This window comes from Alteromonas sp. LOR (assembly GCF_000753865.1).
Lineage (GTDB): Bacteria > Pseudomonadota > Gammaproteobacteria > Enterobacterales > Alteromonadaceae > Alteromonas.
This window is the reverse complement of sequence record NZ_JQFW01000004.1, coordinates 75,610-97,704: the sequence shown is the minus strand read 5'-3', so window position 1 is coordinate 97,704 and position 22,095 is coordinate 75,610. Positions and strand designations below refer to the sequence as shown.

The following is a 22,095-nucleotide window of genomic DNA, read 5'->3' as shown; positions in this document are numbered from 1 at the left end:
TTGCAACGCTTTTGTCTTGTAATCAAGCCAAGTGGTTCGATTGAAAATAACTGGGTTTGAAGCACGACAGTTATTGGAGCTTGGTTTGGCAAAAGTGCGAACACCAGATAAGGATAGATGAAATGACAATAGTAAAATCAGGTAGCGCAATTTATCAACCGTTAGGAAAAGACGGGAAAGGCAGTGTTTCTACAGAAACGGGTGCCTTGTCTAACCACCCTTACGGTTTTAATACCCGTTTTGAAGATGGAAAAGGGACTAACCCAGAAGAACTCATTGGTGCAGCCCATGCAAGCTGTTTCACTATGGCTCTTTCTTTTGCACTGTCAGATGCTGGTTTTGATGACGGTGAATTAAATACCACAGCAAAAATCAGCTTAGAGAAAAGTGATGATGGATTTGAAATTACGCAATCAGCATTGATTTTAGACGCTAGCGTAAGAGGGATCACTGAGGATAAATTTGAGGAAATTGCTCAGGGAGCAAAAGAAAATTGCCCAGTGTCACAGCTTTTAAACACTAAGATTACGCTGGAGTATAAGCTGTCGAATTAATGCAGTTAAATGGTCAATGGTTAGAAGTTAAGTAACAATCATTGACTAAAAAAGCATACAAGAAGAAGCGGCATTATGCCGCTTCTTCTTGTATGTAAACAGTACCTAAACACTTGGCACTTTATTTACTGATTTTACTTACTACTCTTATTCACTAATGACACCGCAGGCCACGCGTTCGCCACCGCCGCCGAGCTTTTTGGGGGTATCTGAATAGTTATCACCTTGTGCGTGAATCATTAACGCTCGACCTTTAATGTCTTCAAATTCCAGTTCTGGCGCGAAAATAGGTTGGTCGGCATATCCGTTTTCGTCAACGTAGATAACTGGAAGGTCGCCTTCGTGACCCTTTTCAGACCAAGGGGTTCTGTGTTTGCCTGTATCTTCGGGGTCAAAGTGTCCACCAGCTGCGCCGCCCAATACCTTTTTGCCATCTTTCATTGAAGGTGAGCAATCGCCATTCTGATGCACGTGAAAACCATGCACCCCTGGTGTTAATCCTGAAAGGCTGGGCGTAAACACAACGCCGTCATCGTCATAACTGCTCACCATTACGCTGCCAATACTCTTGCCAGTTTCTAGGTTTTTCATCATAACCTCTTTGCCATCTTCTTGGTGATGGCCCGCGAAACAACCAGCGCTTAGTAGTAATGACATTGACCCTGCAAGGGTAAATTGTAAACGTTTCTTCATGATGTTCTCCTTATCTTCATATCCAACGTTATTAGCATTTATTGCTAGGTACAAAGATTAGGAGCACGAAACAAGCCAGTTTAATTCAATGATTCGTAAAAGCGCTACAGCCCTTATTGAAAGGAGCTTTTACGCTATGTTGAAGCCAAAGATTCACTGCGAACATCACCGTCTGCTCGTATGATTCGGGCGTTATTATGAAAAAATTACCGAAACTCTTCACTTAAACACATACCTTTTTAAAGGCTCATTACTGGGTTTCTGTTAACCGTCAGGTTATTGAAAACCAATACGAGAGGTAAATGTAAGGCGTAAATATAAGGGGTAGATGGCAATGAACAGCGTTTAGCCTAAGCGCACTAATGCTTTAGTCCATGGGTTTTTTAGCTAGGAAAATAGTGTGCTTACTTCCTTTTCCTTTGCGAGCTCTGGCAATACGTGTAGACACTTTGTAGCCTGCATTTTTTAAGCGAACGGAAAATAAATAATCAGGCCCAGCAGACCATATGGCAAGCATGCCACCAGGTTTAAGCACATTATAAATTTCTTCTAAACCGTCTATTGAATAAATCCAGTTATTGTCAGAGTGTGTTAGGCCTTCTGGTCCATTGTCCACATCGAGTAATATTGCATCAAAAGTTGGCTTTCCGGTATTTAAAAGGTGTTTAACATCACCAACCACAACATTTGTTCTAGGATCTTGAAGTGGGTTTTTAGCGCAGTTGCCAAGTGGGCCTTTATTCCACTCTACAACTTCAGGAATGAGTTCGGCAACGGTAACCTTTGAGCTTGGCGTAACTTCATTGAGTGCGGCTCTTAGTGTGTATCCCATGCCTAAACCGCCCACTAAAACGTGTGCGTTAGGTGTCGTTTTGAGATGCGCACACCCCATTTGAGACAACTCTTTTTCTGAATTGAATACTCGGCTATTCATCAATTCGCCACGAATTCCAGAAAGTCTAATACTAAACTCCTGATCTCGCTGAGAAAAGGTTAATTCACCACCATTGTTTGGAATTTTAGCTGTACCCAATTTAACCCATGGAACCATGTGAAGACGTGTCCTTTTAACCGTATATATTGCGTGAATTGAATGTCGGCGCGCAGAGTAGCACAGAAATAAATGGGGTCAGAACCAAATTTACTGCCCCAGTCAACACATCGACATGCAAGCCCTGTTTCCAGCGATTATAAAAAGCTCGCAATATCACTTAGGGATTTTTTCTGTGTGGCGTGAGCCGGTATAGTCGCATTAATCGCAGGGTATCCCGCAATTATTAGCATGTATGCCCTTTCGTTATCGGGTCTACCACACACGTCGGTTAAAAAGTTCATAGGCTTAGGCGTATGAGTAAGCGTCGCTAATCCGGCGTTGTGCAGGGCGGTAATCAGCATACCCACGGCAATGCCTACCGACTCATGCACGTAGTAATTTTGCTGTTTTTCTCCACCTTCGGTTTCCCCGAACTTTTGACTAAAAACAGCAATAAGCCAGGGCGCTATTTCCAAATACGGTTTAGCGGCGTCTGTCCCTAAGGGTTTCAAGTCGTTTAGCCATTGTTGCCCAGCGCGCCCTTCATAAAAGCCACGTTCATGGGCTTCGGCGTGCTCACGTATCTTTTGTTTCATCGATGGAGTGTTTATGGCAGCAAAGTGCCAAGGCTGATGATTAGCGCCGCTTGGTGCTGTGCCTGCTGTTAATAAGCAGTTCTCTATAACGTGTTTGTCCACCGGGCGGTCGCTAAAATGGCGAATACTGTGTCGTCGCTGCATGGCTTTTAAAAAGTCAGCGCTTCGCGACTTCATGGTGGGTTCTGGATACTCTATAAAGTCATGTAAGGGCAATTGGTCATGAGGCTGCATTTTTTATCCGTCCGTGTTTATGTCACGATTTTTGTATTTTATTAGCCTTAGAGTAAAGGGATTAGCGCTTACTATCAAAAAAAGAGTGAGCATAATAATGTGCCTGTGTCGAAGTGCGTCAGTTTTTGACGTACGGGTAATGCATGCTTAACGTCCTTTTTAACCCCACTTACGCCAATGATGACATTGAGGGGCACAGCATGCACAACGTAATACTCAAAGATACAGAATCTAAAGATATCAATATTCACGTAATAGGCGTAGGCGGTTGTGGCGGCAATGCCATCACTACTATGGCCGGTTTATGTCAGCACACCAATATTCGATTTACCTCTATTAATACCGATATATCTGCGCTGCACCAATGTGATAATCATGAAGTTCTTCTTATAGGAGAGGCCACCACAAAAGGGTATGGAGCGGGTGCCGACCCTCAAGTGGCACATAGTGCTGCCCGTCAAAGTGAAGAGGTGTTAAGTACGCTAATAGAAGACGACAGTATTATTATCGTTATTGCAGGACTAGGCGGAGGCACTGGCAGTGGGGCTACGCCTGTACTTTTAGACATGGCGAAGAAAAAGGGCATAAACGCGATGTGCTTTGTGACTTTGCCGTTCAAGTCGGAAGGCAGTAAGCGCCACCAAATTGCCCTCGATGCACTTCAAGCGATAAAAGCAGTCGCAAATGCCACCTTAGTATTGTCGAATGATTCGCTGGTGTCGGCGCTTAATGAAACGGTTGGGCTACTGTCGGCATTTCGTCATTGCGATACGCAGATGCACCGAATTGTCGAAGCTATTATTACCATGCTGACCAAAACCGGTTATATCAATGTGGATATTAATGACTTTAGCCATATTCTGTCGTTAGAAGGCAATACGGCATTAGGCGTTGGTATTGCCGAAGATGGGAGCTTGCTGTGTGATGCATTAACCCATGCTCTTAATAACCCCTTGGTTGATGATCAAAGCATTGTTGGAGCTCAGGGCGTTATTGTGCAACTTACGTGCAAGGAAGAGCCTAGCTTAGTGATGTATGAGGAAATGCTAGCGACACTGCAAAATTTGATTGAGAGTGCTCGTGCGCTAATAATAACCGGCGTAACGGTATCCCCAGAGCTATCTCATTTCGGTGAAGTGCTAGTTATCGCAACGGGCATTCCTGTTCCCCAAAAACATAGTGAAAAAGAGCAACATAGTGAAAAAGAAAAGGGTGGCGAATTTGAAAACAGTACTGAGCCAGACGAATACAGCAAGTTAGAGCAATACAGCCTGTTAGATGAAATCGATATGATAGAACAAAGCAGAGAATTAGAAGAATACCGTGAAATAATGGGAGAGATGGTGCCAATGAAGATTAATGGCTCCCGTATTAGCTCAAACCTTGAGTCGAAGTATTTTAATATTCCTGCATTTATTCGCCAGCAAATGAAGCAATGACTCATTAGCCGCCAGTAACGTAGGGCGCGCAAGGCTACAGCCACCATCTGTGATGTAGCCTTTTATTGGCTATATGTTGCGAATAATTTCTGCGACATTGCCAAAAAGTAGTCTCTTAACTTTTTGGGCTCAATAACTTCAATATTGTCGCCAAGCCCTCTCAAAAAGGCTCTTAGCTTATTCGTATCTTTCACGGTTGCCATTAAAAACGATTTGTCGGTGTGTGCAGACGGGCTAATGATCTGATCCTCAGAAAGCTTATAACCGTGGAGCAGGAAGAGCGCGTTGTTTTTAACCAGTAGTTTCAGTTCAATATTTTGCTTTCTATTGTTGTTGAGTAACTGAACGCTTTCAAGTTCGCCAAAGCTCTGCTGACAGTCATCCTCGGTTACCTGCACGTTTCTGATAAAATGTAAGGGTAGCGCGTAGCGTCTTTTGTGTAGCTCCCCAAACGAACAGACAAACAATTGGCGACCATCCTGTTTAACCAACCCCATGGGGTTTATTCGGTCGTAGTGTTTCCATACCATTTGATTACCACCATTAAAAATACGTTTTATATCAGCCGATATTTGTTTTTTAAAATAGATGGCGTTTTTCAGCCTTTCAAAAGACACTGCATCTATTTCTGGCGGCAGAAGAGGTTGAGAAATGTGCGAGTCTGCTACCGACTTTAACCAGTTGCTAAGCAGAGAGTCGCTGTCTTGTTGAAGTATTTGTGTTGCCTTGGTGAAGTAGGGCTGCAATTCGTTAAGCGTGGTATTGGGCAGTGTAGCGCCAGATTGTTCGAGCACTTTAAATGCAAGGGCGGTATTGCCATCCATCAAGCTAAGATTCAGCTTTTTAAAGTTGGCATTGATAAACCAGCCGTAGGGTTTAGAGCGTTTGTCTACTTCAAGACCAAAGAGCCCAACGGTTTCTAGATTAACCAAATCCCGTTGTATCGTTCGCATATCAATGTGGTGATGGCCGCAGTTCTGTAGGTTATCAAATATTTGGCGGCTTGATACCTTTCGCGGTGCCGTAGGCACAAACTGTAAAATGTCTAATTTGCGTTGAAATGCGCTCATAGGACTAAATAACCTGAATCCTTTACGTGTAAGCACAATAGCATACCCACAACATGCGACAAAAACTGTCGCATGTAGCCGCTGAGTAAATAGTAAACGTAAGCTTTTAGCATGCTCTTTAGGCGAGAGTTTTAGGCGAGGGCTTTAAGCAAGAACTTGAGGCGAGAGCATCTGGCAAAAAAATCAGGCATAAACATCAGTCGTGCTCATCAGGCGAAAGCATTAGGTATAAACTTCAGGCGGTATCTGCCGTAAAAACAGCTGTATGCTTGTGTGATTGATTATGGTAACTTTGTTGAAAGTGATTGTTTATGGACTCTTTTTAAAAAGTGTTGATAAACGGTTACCCGAGTGCACGTATGCACTCTGAAGAAGGTAGTATTGCATATGTATAAAAATACAGGCAATCTAATTTTAGAGGGTTTATCACTCGACCTTTCAGCAAAACTCATTACAACGAGAGCGGCTAATGGACACGATTAAACAGCGGGCGGCAGTGATCACTGGAGATATTGCCAACTCACAGCACTTAAGTGGTGAAGACTTAAAGCATGTGCTGGCAGTACTCACCACAACGCTTAAAGCGCAAACGGAAATGTATCATGGCGAGTATGATGTGTTTCGTGGCGATGCGTTTCAGGCCGTAATACCCTCGCCGCAAAATGCCATGCAAACTGCGATATGCATAAGGCTTGCTTTAAAAGCTTGCACGCCCTCAACCGATATTCGTATTAGCGTAGGGCTTGGCGAGGTTAACGTTACTGATGGACAGGTAAAAACAGGGAGTGGGGATGCCTTCGTTCGTTCGGGTAGGGCATTAGATACTCTGAAATCGCAATACTTGGTGTTTACTAGCGATGATGAAGCTTTAAATAAGCATGCAGCACTGCTAACCGCATTTTTAGATAGCCATATTACGGCGTTAACTCAAACTCAATCAGAAACCCTGCTTGCCTATATTTGTGCAAAAGATAAAGCCCATGAACACATTGCGAATACGCTGGGTAAAACGAGAAGCAACGTTACCCGAATTTTAAATGCCAGTGGATATCACTTGGTGAATGAATATCTTGAGCACATGGCAACTGAAGTTAGCTCGTGATAGCAGACCTAGGAGATTTAGTATGGAAGCTATTGGTATAGAGGTGTTGAGCATAGGAGTGCTGAGTATGGGTGGAATAGGTGCAGAGCAGCTGCAGTTACAACAGCTAGCCCTGCTAGCCGGACTCTTGGTAGCCCACGTGTTGGGAGACTTCTATTTTCAGCCTACCGGCTGGGTAAAAAGTCGCAATACTAAACATCTGCTGTCTCCGGCATTGTACTTACATGCTTTACTTCACGGCGTGCTGGCATTTTTTGCTCTATTGATTTTATCTTTATTTGCCACACTTGCGACAAAAGAGACTGGCGCTGCTGCAACAGGTGTTTCTATAACAGGTATTTCTACAACAGGTCTATCTGCATCAAGTGTAACGGCAATAGAGCTTATACCCTTATTTTTAGTGGCTATTGGCGTAACGGTGACTCATTTTATCATTGACGCAATTAAGTCTTACACTAGCCCAACCACCTTTGCTTTTGTTATCGATCAAGCTGCGCATATTACCGTTGCTATCATCTTGTGGGCGCTGTTAACACAACAGTTCGCGCCATTACTGCAGCATATTTACGCCATAAACTATCAGCATTTGGTACTGCTGCTCGCTTATTTAATCATTTTAAGTCCTACTTCTATTGTTATAAAACAGCTGCTTTCGCCATGGACCCAAGAGCTAGAGGAGCTGACTAACCCTAAACGCACCAGCGAATTAGTGCAGCTTCCAGTGCAGCGCACCTTAGCCATGGCGGGTCAGCGTATTGGCTATTTAGAGCGACTACTTATTCTTACTTTTGTGTTGTTGAATCAATTTGCTGCAATTGGCTTTTTAATTGCTGCAAAGTCCATCTTTAGGTTTGGCGATTTAACAAAGAGCGAAGACAAAAAGCTTACCGAGTATGTGTTGCTAGGCACGCTGACCAGTGTGGTTATTACAATCGCGACGGGCCTTGTAGCAAAATGGTGTATGGGCAAGCTGTGACCTTATATGCTTCAAAACTATGCTTCAAAACTAGACGATTAAACCAAGCTTCTAAACTAATGCGACTAAACCAGGCTACTAAACCAGACTACTAAAACGCTGCCTGATAGAAATGACTGGATATAATGACAGTGGTTATTTAATATGACGATAGACATAATAAAGTACTCGTTAAACGAGTTTTCATGTGAGTAGTTACAGGTAGTTGAACGCAGTTACATATAGCTACAGAAAAAGATTCAGATGAAGCCTCGAAAACAGCTTCTATACAAAGCCTCCACATGTAGTCAAACATGCACCATCCACTCAAAATAATATGCTAAATAGAGCCGATGAAGTTATACATTGCCGAGAAACCTAGCCTAGGAAGAGCCATCGCAGAGGCCTTACCTAAACCTCAAAAAAAGCACCAAGGTTATATCGAAACAGCTGGTGGCGATGTAGTTACGTGGTGTGTGGGCCATATTCTCGAGCAAGCAGACCCCGATAGTTACGATGAAAAGTTTAAGAAATGGCAGTTAGAACACTTACCTATTATCCCTAACCAGTGGCAGCTAAAACCAAAATATAAAACAAAAAGCCAGCTAGCGATTATCCGTAAATTTGTGAAGCAGTGTAGCCAAATTATTCATGCTGGCGACCCAGACAGGGAAGGGCAACTTCTGGTTGATGAGGTTATCGATTATCTCAACGTAACTCCGCAAAAGCGCGACAGCATGCAGCGCTTACTTATCAGCGATTTAAACTTACCCGCGGTAAAGCGTTCATTAAATCAGCTGCAACCTAATAAGCATTTTATTCCTCTTTCGGTATCAGCATTGGCAAGAAGCCGCGCCGACTGGCTATACGGTATTAACCTAACGCGAGCCTATACTATTCAAGGTGGTAAAGTTGGTTATCAAGGGGTGCTTTCTGTAGGGCGAGTGCAAACACCCGTATTGGGGCTGGTGGTAAATAGAGATAAGGAAATTAGCAATTTCGTATCGAAGCCTTTTTATGAGGTGTTGGCCCATATTACAACGCCTTCACAGCAACCGTTTACTGCAAAGTGGCAGCCTAGCGAGGCGTGTCAGGCTTATATGGATGATGAGGGGCGTGTACTTTCAAGAGGGCTAGCTGAAAATGTGGTAGGAAGGATATCGAATCAACCTGCAACCATTGATGATATTAAAAAGCAGCAGAAAAAGCTGAATGCACCTTTACCTTTCAATCTTTCAACCCTACAAATTGATGCGGCTAAGCAATTTGGTATGAACGCCAAGCTGGTGCTCGATGTGTGTCAGTCGCTGTACGAAAAACACAAGCTCATTACCTATCCTCGCTCAGACTGCCGATACCTTCCCAGCGAGCAATTCTCCTTAGCGAAGTCCATTGTGGCTATGCTTGCCAAAGCAGAGTTACCGTTTTCTAGTGCGGCTCAACAAGCAGATACTTCTATTAAGTCCAAAGCGTGGAATAATGCGAAAGTTAGCGCTCACCATGCCATTATCCCTACAGAAAAGTCACCTTTAGGGCTTTCCTTAAGTCAGCTAGAACGAAACGTGTATGGCCTTATTGTTAGGCAGTATCTTGCTCAGTTTTATCCTGCCTTTATTTATCAACAAACCCACATAGCACTAACCATTGCAGGTGGCAAGTTTGCTACAACTGCCAATTTAACCGAGCAACTGGGATGGAAGGCGCTCTTTGAAAAAATCAGTGATAATGAAAGCGAAAAAAATAGCAAAAAAGGCGGAGAAAGTAATTCGAACTCTGATAGCCCATGGCAAAAAGGCTCGCTGCCAGAACTGAACAAAAACGACAGCCTGCATTGCGAGAAAGGAGAGTTGCTAGAAAAGCAGACTCAACCTCCCAAACATTTTACCGATGCCACACTGCTAGCTGCCATGACGGGGATAAACCGCTTTGTTAAAGACCGAACCTTAAAAGCAATATTAAAAGATACTGACGGTCTGGGCACTGAGGCCACGCGAGCCGGAATTATAGAACTGTTGTTTAAGCGTGGCTTTTTGAAGCGGCAAGGCAAAATTATTAATGCTACACCCGCAGGAATTGGCTTGGTAGAAGCCCTTCCTGAAATGTGCACAACACCCGATATGACGGCTAAATGGGAGTCAACGTTAAACGGCATTGCCGAGCAACAGACAAACTATAAAAGTTTTATGCAGCCACTAGAAAACACCCTACACGAGCTTATCGACATTGCGTCAAACAACGTGCCTGTGTCGCTGAAAGGCATAAAATCAACGGTGAAGCCTGCCTATAAAAAGCGTAGGCGAACCAAAAAGAAGGAGTCGTAAAACAGCACTATGTGTTGTCACAACAAGACTTTATCGTTGCATCGTGCTAATACTATCTCAAACCTTTTACTTTACTATTTTTGGGTAAATAAATAATGAAAAAGTCCCGAATTCAGATAATAGCTGGCTTATTGTCAGTCGTTCTTGTTCTTAGCATAGTGTTGTACGTGAATACGTTACTGAGTTTTGAAGACACTCAGCTACAGGTAGACAGTCCGCTGCCTAAAGCTCCGCTTAACGAAGACGCCGCGGTAGCGCGATTTGCGAAAGCGATTCAGTTTGAAACCATTTCATATGATGATCCGTCAAGGCTAAACCCTCAGGCATTTTTAGGGTTACATGAACACATACGCGCTAGTTTTCCCCTTGTTCATCAGCAGGCCGAACATTACACCATTAACCAGTACAGCTTAGTTTATCATGTAAAAGGCAGCAACCCTGCTCTTAAGCCAGCATTGTTTATGGGGCATATGGATGTAGTACCTGTAGATGAAGGTACAGCAGAGCAGTGGAAGCAGGCACCTTTTAGTGGCGCCATTGTAGACGATGTTGTTTGGGGTAGAGGAACGATTGACGACAAAGTAACGGTAATGGCTTTGCTTGAGGCAATGGAAACTCGTTTAAGAGAGGGCTTTTCTCCACAGCGAAGTATATATTTTGCATTTGGTCACGATGAGGAAATTGGTGGTAAGCAGGGCGCCGCAAAAATTGCAGAACATTTTGCACAACAAGGCCTTAGCTTTGAGTTTGTGCTTGATGAAGGCGGGGCAATTACTCAAGGGTTGATGAAAGGCGTCGATCAGCCAGTTGCCATGGTGGGTGTGGCTGAAAAAGGCTTTGTAAACCTGCGGCTTACTGTAGCCTCAGAGGGTGGGCATTCTTCTCAGCCTCCTGATCACACAGCAGCAGGCGTGTTAAGCAAGGCCATTGTTAATATAGAAAATAGCCAGTTTGATACTAATTTAAGCTACAGCTACAACACATTTTCTCATGTAGCAGCTTATGCGCCGCTGTCTTTGCAGTTGCCCATGGCAAATTTATGGTTGTTCTCGCCCATTGTAGAGCAGTCTATGCTGTCAGCGCCAAGCAGCGCTGCTGGTATTCGCACTACCATCGCAGCCACCATGCTGGAGGGTAGCAGTAAGTCGAACATACTACCTACAGTAGCCAGTGCAGTGGTGAACGTACGTATTCTGCCCGGTGATAGCATAGCCAGTGTGAAGCAGCACATTGTTGAGGCAATTGATGATTCTAGAGTGAGCGTTGAGACGTTTATGGAAAATGAACCATCACAACTTTCGCCGCTTAACAGTACTGGGTATAAGCTCATCGAGTCTAACATTCGTCGCATGGACGACAACGTGTTAGTTGCGCCATATCTGGTTATGGGAGGCACGGATGCAAAGCATTTTTATGGCTTATCCGATAACGTATATCGATTCATGATGGTAAGGCTAGATAAAGAAAGCCTGAAGCGATTCCACGGTGTTAACGAACAGCTGGCGGTAAGTGATTACCTGCAAGCGGTGAGTTACTTTTACAGTTTGCTTGCAGATGCTGGTGAATAAAGGCCAGAAGCTACTTAGCTAATTTGCTACTTATCGAAAGAGCATTAAGGCGTATTTTGCTGCTGTAAAAAGCGCTTGGGCGTGAGCCCCGTCCAGCGCTTAAATGCTCTGAGAAAGCTGGCAGGCTCGGCGTAGCCGAGTTGGCTGGCTATTGCGGTAATGGGTAAACGCTGTGATGACAGCATATCAAGAGCCCGTTTTTGCTGCTGCGCATCAATTATATTGCGATAGCTAGAGCCTGCCGCATCAAGTTTTCGCCGAAGGGTTCTCTCACTTACGCCAATAATGTTTGCCAATTCTGACGCAGAAGGGTAGCCCGACTGGTAACCGGCAATTAGGGTTTTTACTTGGGTTACTACGTCCTGCTGAGCGGGGTAAAAGGTGTTAAGCAACTCATAGGCCTGGGCTTTATATAGTTTATGGGCCCAAACATTACTGTGCTGTTGGCTTAGCCTAAGCATGGATGCAGGAATGCGAAACCAATTGTAGGGTTGGTCAAAGCTCACATCAAAATTCAAATATTTTTTATACGTTGCTAAATGATGTCGTTCTGGCTTCGAACGCACCGTACCTCCCACTAACACATGTGGCGCCTCTGCCAAAAACTCCCGCATAAAGATATAGGTGCCCATAAGATCTCTATCGGCAATAAAGTCTCTTAATTTTGGAGGTGCATCGGGCACGGTATAGCGCACTTCAACACCGTGAGAGTCGAAGTGCAACGTCATGTGGGAAAAGAGCAGAGAAAGGTGCTGGAATTGTGCGCCAACGCGAGCCGATTCCAAAAACGTATCGGCTGTCATTAGCAACATGGCGTACGTGCCATATGAGGTAAACGACACTTGGCTACCCACTTTTACGCCTAAAATAGGATCGTTGAGCAATTCAATCGCATCGCCCACAATGTCTAGTTCTAAATTGGTATCGATCATTGCGGCGCCTGTCAGGTTATCTAAAGATAACCCGCGAGCAGCCAGAATTGATTGTGGGCTGCGCCCTTGTTCTTCCAATGCTTTAAAAAGAGGAAGTAATCCCAAAATAGAGCGCTTTCGCTTAAACGGCTGATTAGCACCGGAAGGGTGCTTATCTTTGAATATATTCTCAGATTCAATTAGTTGAGATGTGTTGGCCGTCATAACGTTTTCAGCTTTGCCTATTTCTTCATATACACATATTGCCAGAATGGCCGTTTAGGTCAATGATTGACAGCCTGTGTCATAGTTTATGTTGTCACTGCTCTTTATTGTGGTGACAGTCGATAATAATAAAATCTGGTGACACGTGATGAAAGCAAGCGAAGAACAACACATTGAGTATGAAGCACTCGACGTACTTATTGTTGGGGCTGGGATCTCTGGCTTAGGAATGAGCTATACACTCAAGAAAAAGCGCCCACATAATTCGTTTGCTGTTATCGAAAGTCGTGAGAATTTTGGTGGCACCTGGGACTTATTTAAATATCCGGGTATACGCTCAGACTCTGATATGTACACATTTGCGTTCTCCTTTAAGCCATGGACTGACAGAGAGTACATTGCCACTGCCGAACGAATTCAACATTACCTAGGGGAATTGGTGCGAGATGAAGGTCTTAACCAGTACATCCGTTTTCAACAAAAAGTAAAAGCTGCCAATTGGGATTCAACTAAAAATCGCTGGTTGGTTACCATTTCCCGTGCAGATGGTTCTGAGTACCATATTGCCGCAAAGTTTTTTACCTGTTGCTCAGGCTATTATAATTACGATAAAGGCTACCTACCTGACTTTGAAGGCTTTGATGATTTCAAAGGCACCATTGCTCACCCTCAAAAATGGCCACAAGAGTTAGATTATAGTGGTAAGAAAGTGATTGTTATTGGGAGTGGAGCCACTGCGGTTACCATAGTACCTGCCATGGCAAAAAAGGCAGCGCATGTAACTATGCTGCAGCGTTCTCCTAGCTATATCGTGTCTCGCCCTGCCTCTGACGTGCTGTTTCGCGTGCTATCTCGAGTGTTGCCTGCTGGGTTAACCAACCGAATAATGCGTCTGAAATACACGACCTTACAGCAGATGTCCTTTGTGCTATCGAAAAAATTTCCAGACTTCGTACGTAAAATAGTGCGCAAAATGAATGTTAAAGCCCTTGATGGCGCGGCAGATGTAGACACGCATTTTAACCCCGATTACCAACCTTGGGATCAGCGTATGGCGCTGGTGCCCGATGCAGACCTGTTTAATTCGGTGCGTACAGGTAAAAGCACCATCGTCACCGATCATATCGAGCGTTTCACACAAACCGGCGTGTTAACTAAAAATGGCACGCATATCGATGCGGATATTATAGTGCCAGCCACCGGCCTCGATTTGCAGCTATGGGGCAATATCAACTTATCTGTGGATGGGCATAAAGTACACGGCAACAAGCTTACCAATTACAAAGGCATGATGTTCAGTCAGCTTCCTAATTTTGTCTGGGTGTTTGGGTATACCAACTCATCGTGGACCCTTAAAGCTGAGCTAACTTTTGATTATGTGTGTCGATTACTTGATTACATGGAGCAACACGGCCACGACAGCGTTTATCCATACCGCAACCCAGACGCGCCAAGAGAGAATATTGTGGGGCTCAAGTCTGGCTATATTCTGCGTAAGCTGGACGAATTACCCTCTCAAGGTTCAGAGTTTCCATGGTGTAACAAAGATTTATACGTAAAAGATTTACTTGCCATAAAGCACAGTAAGCTGGCCGACAACGTATTGCGGTTTGACGATAATAAACCTCTTGCCGATTTTCATAAACCGGCTGCTGACGTACACAGCTCGTGATGTCTAGGCCTTTTACACAAGAGCTCATATGTAAAGAGCGCAAACTATGAAGCACCCTAATCTGCAGCAATCCAGTAGTTCGCCTGAGGTTGTGCTTATTCACGGCATGTGGAGCACACCAGAGACGCTGATAGAATTGAAAGCGCAGTTTGAACAATACGGTTACCGAGTGTATTCACCCCGTTTGCCCTTTCATTTTTCAAAAGCCGAGCTTAATGATAAGGCAAAGCAAAATGCGCTTGCCCAAGCTAGTATCAACGACTACGTTGAGTCTCTTTTGTCGTTTATTAACACATTAGACGCGCCTCCTATTTTGGTCGGTCATTCTATGGGAGGACTACTGGCACAGCTTGTTGCAGCGCGCACTGGCGTTAATAAAATGGTCTTAATTTCAAGCGCCTCGCCAGCTGGCATAAACAGTTGGTCGTGGTCGGTAATACGCACGTTCGGTCATAACCTATTTAAGTTTCCGCTGTGGAAGAAAACGACTCACTTACTGCTTAAGAACGTAAAGTACGGCATTGCTAACACCCAGACACCCCAGATTCAGCACGATATTTTACGCAAAGCGACATTTGAATCGGGCAGGGCATCGATGGAAATTGGCATGTGGTTCTTGTTTCGTCATCCGCCAACATTTGTCAATGCCAAAGATATACATTGCCCCATACTGTTAGTGTGTGGCGCACAAGACCGTATTACACCCGTTTCAGTGCAGCGAAAAATCGCAAAGAAATACAGCACTCATCGTACGCTAAAAGACTCTTCTCAAGAGGCCGTAAACGTCACATTAAAGGTTATTGATGAGGCGTGCCATTGGACTATTGGTGGAAGTCATTTACCTGCAGTAAGCAACCACATTTTTAGATGGTTAGAGAAAATATAATGAAGCAATCTCAAGCACTGACGTGGAAAAATAAACGTATTCTTATTACTGGAGCTGGCTCGGGCATAGGCCATGCCTTGGCAACGCTATTGGCTAAATTGGGTGCCAGTCTTATCCTTACTGATATAAATAAAGAAAACCTGTCAGCAATCACTGATGAACTGGGAAATTCAGTGCTCATTGCTCAAGTCGCTGATGTAAGCACTAAAGCAGATTGGCAAAAGCTTGCGCAGCTTATTGAGAAAGATATTGGTAGTCTCGATGTGCTTGTGAACAATGCAGGGATCAGCACATTTGGCTACTTTGATGAAACGTCTGAGGCGCACTTTAACAAAGTGTTAGACGTGAATTTACATGGCGCCATAACGGGTTGCAGAGAAATGATGCCGTTATTAGAAAAGTCGCAGCGAGGCCTCATTGTTAATGTGGCATCTATTTTTGGGTTGATAACAATTCCTATGCTGACTCCATATCACACGTCTAAATTTGCTATTCGTGGGTTTAGTGAGGCATTGCGTCAGGATATGGCGTATCAAAAGAAAACTATTGAAGTGTTGTGTGTATTACCTGGGGGAATTAAAACGAATATCGCTAAGTCCAGCGAAGTGTTATCAGCCCATAGCGAAAAGCAGGCTTTAGACAAACATGTGAACACCGGCGAAGCCCATGTCAGTAATCAGGATACTAAAGACAGAATTGTGGCGCATTTTGACGCTGTGGCCCGTACCTCAGCCTCAGAGGCGGCTAAGGTTATTGAAAGAGGAATGAGAAAAAAGACCCCTCGCATTTTAATTGGTTCTGATGCCAAGCTAGTCCACTGGCTATATAAGTTCTTCCCAAGTAGCTATGACAAACTATTTAACCCGTTGCTGGGCATTAAGAAGCTTTTAGGCTGAGAGCTTCTTTGTGTTATTTACAATGACATTATTCTTTCGCTATTTTAGATAAACATCCAACGTGCCGAGAATTCTAGAGAGTGATTCGTCGTCGAGGCAAAAAATCACCCGCATACTGAACGATGAAATTGTAATTAAAAATTGTACTTCCATTGCCAGGCTATGCTGCCACGGAAGTCCGTCAAAACTGGCTTTGTCTGGCTGAAACAATAACGGCATGTTCAAGTTTGTAGTGAGTTTAAGCTGTTCAGACAGCCCCGATAAACAGGCACCCGCCAGGATATTGGAAAGCTCTAAGATAATCTCTTGTGTGTCTTCTTCACTAAGTGGCTGATCATAATCCATCAACGCCCCAATTTCTGATAGGCCAGAATAGGATATGATTGATATGACTTCCCCGTGAATATCCCGCATAAAAGATTGACGAGTATAGGAAAGATCACCCGTTTCAAAGAGTAAGTCATAGAGCTGATTTGGTGTAACCGCGGAAATTTCAGGAATGGAAATGTCAATGCGGGTGTCTAGCATCAAGGCTAGGGAGTTCGCAGCCTGACCCATTGAGATGTTGAGTAACTCTTGCAATACATCTCTTTGTTCTTCGCTTAGCTGTGAGGATGTGGTCATAAATAGCCGAGCTCTGATAACACCGCCGTTAAATCCTCTTTCTTTAACGGCTTTCGAAGAAAGAATTTTGCACCTAGCTCTTTCACTACCCGCTGCTTTTCAGGTTGAAAGTCGGCGCTTATCACTACCACATTCGGCATGTTTTCAAGAGCTTGTAACCGCTCGAGCACATCGATGCCATCGAGTTTCGGCATGGTTAAATCAAGCAATACAAGGCTATAGGTATTATCTGCAAGTAAACTAACGGCTTCTTGTCCATTGGTAACTTCAGTTACAGCAAAGTCTACTTCTAGCGGTAACGAGCGAACCACATTCCGCCTTGCCAATTTAGAGTCATCGGCAATGAGTACAGATAACGACATATAAATCCTCCGTGAGTAGGAAAGTGCTCAATATGTACACATTGTTATATTAAGCATTGTTTATTTTTTGTTTGCACTGCAATGATACGACAAATATGACATTTGAGTATATTAAACTTTAAGTTAATATAAACTTTTATTCTCGCTTCTGCCTAAGTGAAACTTGATGCCTTCCCTAGCATTTAATTAGGCAAATAATTAGTGCCCATTTAGGCACCTAACTATGTACCAGAGCAGGCGCTTATTTAGATACCTAATTCGATATTGGCCTTATACTTTATATAAGTTAGACCGCAATTTCTGAATGCGCAATTTAACGGCCCTTGAACTTGACTGCCCCTGCGAATGTATTCCGATACGTATTGATGTGTGTACTCTTGTGTTCTATCCGTTTTGGATGGGTTAAAAATATCAATAAACCCGAGGTACCATTCTTTCGTATATCAAAGCTAACGTATATCCAACTTAGCGTATATCCAAGTTGGCGTATATCCAAGTTGGCGTATATCCAAGTTGGCATGTTGTGTTTTGTGAACAAGTTACAAAAAGAGCCAGTGCGCATTGAAGTGTGCTTAGCTGAAATTTATACACCAATAATACTTGAGTGTTTTAGTAGGCTATTTACCTGAGTAATTTACTCGGGTATTATTGAGGTGCTTTATTGAGGTAATAATAACGGGTAAATCAAAGTGCATACTTGTGCATGCATTCACGAGTTTAAAAAGCAGTAGAAGAAAGCCTGTTATGCGCAGAATTATTGCTCGTAGGGCTTAAACACAGAAAGTCATATATTGGGGAGAAAATGCGAAACTTAACATCAGAAACAGTTACCCATGTCCATCACTGGAATGAATCACTATTTTCTATCAAGACTACCCGTAGCCCAAGCTATACTTTTGAAAATGGGCAGTTTGTTATGCTGGGTTTAGAAGTTGATAATAAGCCGTTAATGCGTGCTTACAGCATTGCCAGTGCCAATTACGAAGAAGAGCTTGAGTTCTTCAGTATAAAAGTACCTGACGGTGCACTTACCTCTCGCCTCAAAGATATAAAAGTAGGGGAGCAGTTGCTTTTGTCCACCAGACCAGCGGGTACCCTTGTTGCCGACTTTTTAATTGAAGGGAAAAACCTCTTTCTTCTAGCAACAGGCACCGGCCTTGCGCCTTTTATGTCGATCATCAAAGATCCGGACATTTACGAGCGGTACGACAATGTTATTTTAGTTCATAGCGTGCGCTACAAAAGTGAGCTGGCTTATCAAGAGCAAATTTGTAATGAGCTTCCGACAAATGAGTACTTCGGCGACCTTGTGTCAGAGAAATTGTTGTATTTTCCTATTGTAACCCGAGAGCCGTTTAAAGGTGATATTCATCAGCGCAGATTAACCGAGCTACTTAAAAGTGGCGAATTATGCGCTCACTTCAATCTTCCAGCGCTCAATATTGAAGAAGATCGTTTTATGCTGTGTGGTAACCAGTCTATGTTAGATGACACTATGGAGATTCTTTCCGGTCTTGGATTTAAAAAAGCGACGTCAAGAGAGAAAGGGCACTTTGTTATCGAGCACGCCTTTTTAGAGTAAGGTAGTGCTCGTGGTAGCCGCTGTAACCTCTAGCGTTCAGTGATGGCTTTTATCGACGCTTTTAGTCGAAGTTCCTAAGCTATGTTCTTAAGTGACGGTCTTAACCAGTAGCGTTGAAACATCTCTTGTAATCAATTTGTGGTCGGGCGGCGACATAGGCATACTGGTTATTCAACGATAATAACGAGGAACGTCCATGAGAGCCGCTACCACTGCTTTTTCACTCCTTGCCACTTTGGCATTTAGTCCACTTACTTTGGCCCAAGCGCCTATTTCTATTTCTGCTGAGCTTGAGCAAAAAGTTATCGAGTGGCGCCGAGACCTTCATCAACATCCCGAGCTAAGCAACCGAGAATTTAGAACGTCAAAAGTCCTTGCCGAACATCTTAATGCGTTAGGTATGAAGGTAGAAACTGGTGTAGCTCATACGGGAGTCATCGGGGTGTTAGAAGGTGGACAGCCTGGCCCTGTCATTGCAATGCGCGCTGACATGGACGCATTGCCTGTTGTAGAAAAAGCCGACGTACCGTTTAAATCTGAAGCCAAATCGGAATACCGAGGCAAAGAAGTCGGGGTAATGCATGCCTGCGGCCATGATCTACATATGTCAATGCTGATGGGAGCGGCAGAGAAGCTTGCTAGCATGAAAGACGAGCTTAAAGGCACCGTTGTATTTATCTTCCAGCCTGCCGAAGAGGGCGCGCCTAAGGGCGAAGAAGGCGGCGCAGAGCTGATGTTAAAAGAGGGGCTCTTTGAGCGTTATAAACCGGAAGCTGTTTTTGGTATACACGTGTGGTCGGCAGGTACTGCAGGACATATTGGTTACCGAGAAGGGCCGCTTATGGCATCGTCAGATCGATTTGAAATAACCGTGAAAGGTAAGCAAACTCATGGCTCTAGACCTTGGGGCGGCGTAGATCCTATTGTAGCCGCAGGTCAGATTATTGGCAGTACTCAAACGGTTATTAGTCGGCAAGTTAATATAACTAAAGCGCCAGCGGTGGTGAGTTTTGGTATTGTAGATGGAGGAATTCGCAACAATATTATTCCTGATGAAGTTTACTTAGAGGGCACTATTCGTAATTTCGATATGGATAACCGCGCTCAAATCTTCGAAAACTTAACCACCACAGCAGAAATGACAGCAAAAGCCACTGGCGCCGAAGCACACGTGCACATTGATGAAGGCTATCCGGTTACCATTAATAATGTTGAACTTACCAAACAAATGCTGCCCACTATGGAGCGTGTTGCAGGTAAAGATAAGGTGCATGTGAACGACCTTGTTACCGGTGCAGAGGATTTTTCTTTCTTTGCCCTAGAGGTACCGGGTTTATTTGTATTTTTAGGCGTTACGCCTGAGGGACAGGATGCAAAGTCGGCACCTAGTAACCACTCTCCGTATTTTTATGCTGATGAATCTTCACTCAAAGTCGGTACCGAGCTCTACGTTAACTGGGCGTTAGACTACAGCAACTTGTAAAACGATATTGTTTATAACGCGGGTGCAGCCCGCGTTAATGTTGCATTACTAAGACAATTATATTTTTTCAACTACACTTAAATTAGGGCCGATTCGTGATTAATACGCCCCAGGCAAGGTAAACTGCTTATCGACAAGGTTTGGCTAATCATAAGGAAGTAGAATGGCTTTGAATAAAAACCACGTAAATACATTAGGCACAGACTGCGCATCTGCTGAGGCTCGTTTTCTTAATCTCATTAGTGCGTTACCTAAAGTATCGGTTCAAGGCTATGACAAAGAGCGGCGCGTTATTTACTGGAATGCGTCTAGCGAAGATATTTATGGCTACACTCAAGAAGAGGCGCTTGGAAAGCGTCTTGAAGAACTTATTATTCCCGCATTGATGCGAGACGAAGTGGTATCCGCTCATGAGAAATGGCTGTTAGAAGGCGTTTCTATTCCCAGCGGTGAACTTGCACTTCAACGTAAAAGCGGCGACACCGTTCACGTTTTCTCATCCCACGTTATGCTCAGTGAACACACCGATTCACCAGAAATGTATTGCGTTGATATTGATTTAAGCGAACAGCACGCCATACGCAGCGAGCTAGAAAAACTTGCCACAACTGACTTACTCACCGGTCTTCCCAATAGACGCTATCTTGAGATGGCATTAAAAGAACGAGTCGAAAAAGCCGAGCGTGATTCAACATCATTGGCAGTCTTTTTTATCGACCTCGATATGTTTAAAGATATCAATGATACCTTAGGCCACACGTGGGGCGACAAGCTGCTACGCTCCTTTGCCGATAGACTCAAAGAGTGTGTGGGTGAAGCGTCTTTCTTGGCCCGTTTTGGTGGTGATGAATTTGTCGTGCTTATCGACGATATTGACGATGATAAATCGTTAGAGGATTTGGCTGAAGAAATTGTTGATTGCTGCAAAGAAAGCTTTTCTTTGGGCACAGAAAACGTATTTGTCACGTCCAGCGTCGGTGTGTGCCTTTTTCCTAATGACGGCACAGAGGTTGATACATTACTTAAAAATGCCGACGCGGCTATGTATGAAGCAAAAGAGCAGGGTAGAAACCGCTACAGCACCTTCAGTAACGACTTAAGCGTACTGCTGCATCAACAAAGAAACATCGCATCTCGATTGAGAGAGTCTGTGGAAAACGATGAGTTTACCCTGCTTTATCAGCCGCAAGTAGACCTGAGAAATGGCAATATCATTTCCTGTGAAGCGCTGCTTCGCTGGACTCCTGAGATTGCTGAGCATAGCGTTCCGCCAGATATATTTATCCCTATTGCCGAGCGTACAGACTTAATTATCTCTATTGGATCTTGGGTAATGGAGAAAGCCTGTGAACAAGCACGAGTATGGCGCAATATGGGTATCGAGATTTGTATTCACATTAATGTGTCGGGCAGAGAGTTAGAGCAAGATGATTTTTTTGAGCGCCTTGCTCGATGTCGAGAAAAATACGCTTTACCCCCTGAAGCCATTGGACTCGAGCTAACTGAAAATATGCTAATAAAATCAGATGAACAAGTGCTATTAGGCTTACAAAACCAGCGAGCAATGGGTGTAGAAGTGTCTATCGACGATTTCGGAACGGGTTATTCGTCGTTAAGCTACCTAAAGCGTTTTCCGGTAAGCCACTTAAAAATTGACCGCAGTTTTCTTGAAAATGCGCCTGAGAGTGATTACGACGGTGCATTGATGGAGGCTATCGTACATTTGGGGCACAAACTCAATCTTAAAATTGTTGTAGAGGGTATAGAAACGCAAACTCAACTTACCTACTGTCAGCGCTTAGGAGTGGAGTGCGCTCAAGGCTACCTCTTTGCCAAACCGCTTGCCGCTTCTGTTATCCAAAAGCGGCTAGAGTGTCAGTAATAGCTCT

Annotated in this window: 19 protein-coding genes; 12 read left to right on the top strand and 7 right to left on the bottom strand. The window is 43.9% G+C overall.

Translation table 11 applies throughout. The features are described from left to right. The first annotated feature begins 122 nt into the window (after positions 1 to 122). Positions 123 to 554, top strand: a complete 432-nt coding sequence (locus JV36_RS0102130) for an OsmC family protein (RefSeq protein ID WP_032095051.1) — start codon at positions 123 to 125, stop codon at positions 552 to 554. Positions 555 to 701: 147 nt separating this feature from the next. On the opposite strand, the gene sodC is transcribed toward JV36_RS0102130, so the two are convergent. From sodC to JV36_RS0102115, 3 genes are all read right to left on the bottom strand, one after another. Next, positions 702 to 1,247, bottom strand: a complete 546-nt coding sequence (gene sodC, locus JV36_RS0102125; protein WP_032095052.1) for a superoxide dismutase family protein — start codon at positions 1,245 to 1,247, stop codon at positions 702 to 704. A 367-nt stretch (positions 1,248 to 1,614) separates the two neighbouring features. Further along, positions 1,615 to 2,298 (bottom strand): spermidine synthase, encoded by a 684-nt coding sequence (locus JV36_RS0102120; RefSeq protein ID WP_032095053.1) that lies wholly within the window; start codon positions 2,296 to 2,298, stop codon positions 1,615 to 1,617. A gap of 137 nt (positions 2,299 to 2,435) precedes the next feature. Next, positions 2,436 to 3,110 (bottom strand): nitroreductase family protein, encoded by a 675-nt coding sequence (locus JV36_RS0102115; RefSeq protein WP_032095054.1) that lies wholly within the window; start codon positions 3,108 to 3,110, stop codon positions 2,436 to 2,438. A 143-nt stretch (positions 3,111 to 3,253) separates the two neighbouring features. Here JV36_RS0102115 and JV36_RS19045 point away from each other — a divergent pair, with 143 nt between their 5' ends. Then, positions 3,254 to 4,549, top strand: coding sequence for a cell division protein FtsZ (locus JV36_RS19045; RefSeq protein ID WP_235207739.1), 1,296 nt, complete (start codon positions 3,254 to 3,256; stop codon positions 4,547 to 4,549). A 62-nt stretch (positions 4,550 to 4,611) separates the two neighbouring features. Here JV36_RS19045 and JV36_RS0102105 read toward each other — a convergent pair whose 3' ends face one another. Next, positions 4,612 to 5,619 carry a helix-turn-helix transcriptional regulator gene (locus JV36_RS0102105; protein ID WP_032095055.1) on the bottom strand — a complete coding sequence of 336 codons (1,008 nt, stop codon included), beginning with the start codon at positions 5,617 to 5,619 and terminating at the stop codon, positions 4,612 to 4,614. 469 nt (positions 5,620 to 6,088) lie between these two features. Between JV36_RS0102105 and JV36_RS0102100 the strand changes: the two genes are divergently transcribed. From JV36_RS0102100 to JV36_RS0102085, 4 genes are all read left to right on the top strand, one after another. Then, positions 6,089 to 6,721, top strand: coding sequence for a hypothetical protein (locus JV36_RS0102100; RefSeq protein ID WP_032095056.1), 633 nt, complete (start codon positions 6,089 to 6,091; stop codon positions 6,719 to 6,721). Positions 6,722 to 6,743: 22 nt separating this feature from the next. Next, positions 6,744 to 7,697, top strand: coding sequence for a DUF3307 domain-containing protein (locus JV36_RS0102095; protein ID WP_235207738.1), 954 nt, complete (start codon positions 6,744 to 6,746; stop codon positions 7,695 to 7,697). Between the two features lie 332 nt (positions 7,698 to 8,029). Continuing rightward, a complete protein-coding gene (locus tag JV36_RS0102090; protein WP_032095057.1) occupies positions 8,030 to 9,997 on the top strand; it encodes a DNA topoisomerase III in 1,968 nt (655 codons plus the stop codon). A 95-nt stretch (positions 9,998 to 10,092) separates the two neighbouring features. Further along, the gene (locus JV36_RS0102085) at positions 10,093 to 11,565 is read left to right on the top strand and encodes a M20 family peptidase (protein ID WP_032095058.1); all 1,473 of its coding nucleotides are present in this window, start codon (positions 10,093 to 10,095) and stop codon (positions 11,563 to 11,565) included. 44 nt (positions 11,566 to 11,609) lie between these two features. Here the strand turns inward: JV36_RS0102085 and JV36_RS0102080 are convergent, their stop codons facing one another. Continuing rightward, positions 11,610 to 12,701: a helix-turn-helix domain-containing protein gene (locus JV36_RS0102080; protein WP_032095059.1), complete on the bottom strand. Its 1,092-nt coding sequence runs from the start codon at positions 12,699 to 12,701 to the stop codon at positions 11,610 to 11,612. 148 nt (positions 12,702 to 12,849) lie between these two features. Between JV36_RS0102080 and JV36_RS0102075 the strand changes: the two genes are divergently transcribed. Genes JV36_RS0102075 through JV36_RS0102065 form a run of 3 tightly spaced genes read left to right on the top strand, consistent with a single transcriptional unit; the run spans position 12,850 to position 16,155 of the window. Beyond that, positions 12,850 to 14,373, top strand: coding sequence for a flavin-containing monooxygenase (locus tag JV36_RS0102075; RefSeq protein WP_052010072.1), 1,524 nt, complete (start codon positions 12,850 to 12,852; stop codon positions 14,371 to 14,373). Positions 14,374 to 14,419: 46 nt separating this feature from the next. Then, a complete protein-coding gene (locus tag JV36_RS0102070; RefSeq protein ID WP_032095060.1) occupies positions 14,420 to 15,259 on the top strand; it encodes an alpha/beta hydrolase in 840 nt (279 codons plus the stop codon). After that, the gene (locus JV36_RS0102065; protein ID WP_032095061.1) at positions 15,259 to 16,155 is read left to right on the top strand and encodes an SDR family NAD(P)-dependent oxidoreductase; all 897 of its coding nucleotides are present in this window, start codon (positions 15,259 to 15,261) and stop codon (positions 16,153 to 16,155) included. The genes JV36_RS0102070 and JV36_RS0102065 overlap by 1 nt, the downstream gene beginning before the upstream one ends. Before the next feature lie 39 nt (positions 16,156 to 16,194). On the opposite strand, the gene JV36_RS0102060 is transcribed toward JV36_RS0102065, so the two are convergent. Together JV36_RS0102060 and JV36_RS0102055 are read right to left on the bottom strand one after the other, a co-directional pair. After that, entirely contained in the window at positions 16,195 to 16,779 is a 585-nt protein-coding gene (locus tag JV36_RS0102060) for a chemotaxis protein CheC (protein ID WP_032095062.1), read from the bottom strand. Beyond that, positions 16,776 to 17,141 carry a response regulator gene (locus JV36_RS0102055; protein WP_032095063.1) on the bottom strand — a complete coding sequence of 122 codons (366 nt, stop codon included), beginning with the start codon at positions 17,139 to 17,141 and terminating at the stop codon, positions 16,776 to 16,778. Before JV36_RS0102055 ends, JV36_RS0102060 begins: the two co-directional genes overlap by 4 nt. 802 nt (positions 17,142 to 17,943) lie before the next feature. On the opposite strand from JV36_RS0102055, the gene JV36_RS0102050 reads away from it, so the two are divergent. The 3 genes from JV36_RS0102050 (at position 17,944) to JV36_RS0102040 (ending at position 22,088) form a co-directional block, all read left to right on the top strand. Continuing rightward, positions 17,944 to 18,723 carry a ferredoxin--NADP reductase gene (locus JV36_RS0102050; protein ID WP_032095064.1) on the top strand — a complete coding sequence of 260 codons (780 nt, stop codon included), beginning with the start codon at positions 17,944 to 17,946 and terminating at the stop codon, positions 18,721 to 18,723. Positions 18,724 to 18,919: 196 nt separating this feature from the next. Beyond that, on the top strand, positions 18,920 to 20,206 hold the full coding sequence (locus JV36_RS0102045; protein ID WP_032095065.1) for an amidohydrolase: 1,287 nt from the start codon (positions 18,920 to 18,922) through the stop codon (positions 20,204 to 20,206). A gap of 163 nt (positions 20,207 to 20,369) precedes the next feature. Further along, positions 20,370 to 22,088, top strand: coding sequence for a putative bifunctional diguanylate cyclase/phosphodiesterase (locus tag JV36_RS0102040; RefSeq protein ID WP_032095066.1), 1,719 nt, complete (start codon positions 20,370 to 20,372; stop codon positions 22,086 to 22,088). Positions 22,089 to 22,095: the final 7 nt, after the last annotated feature.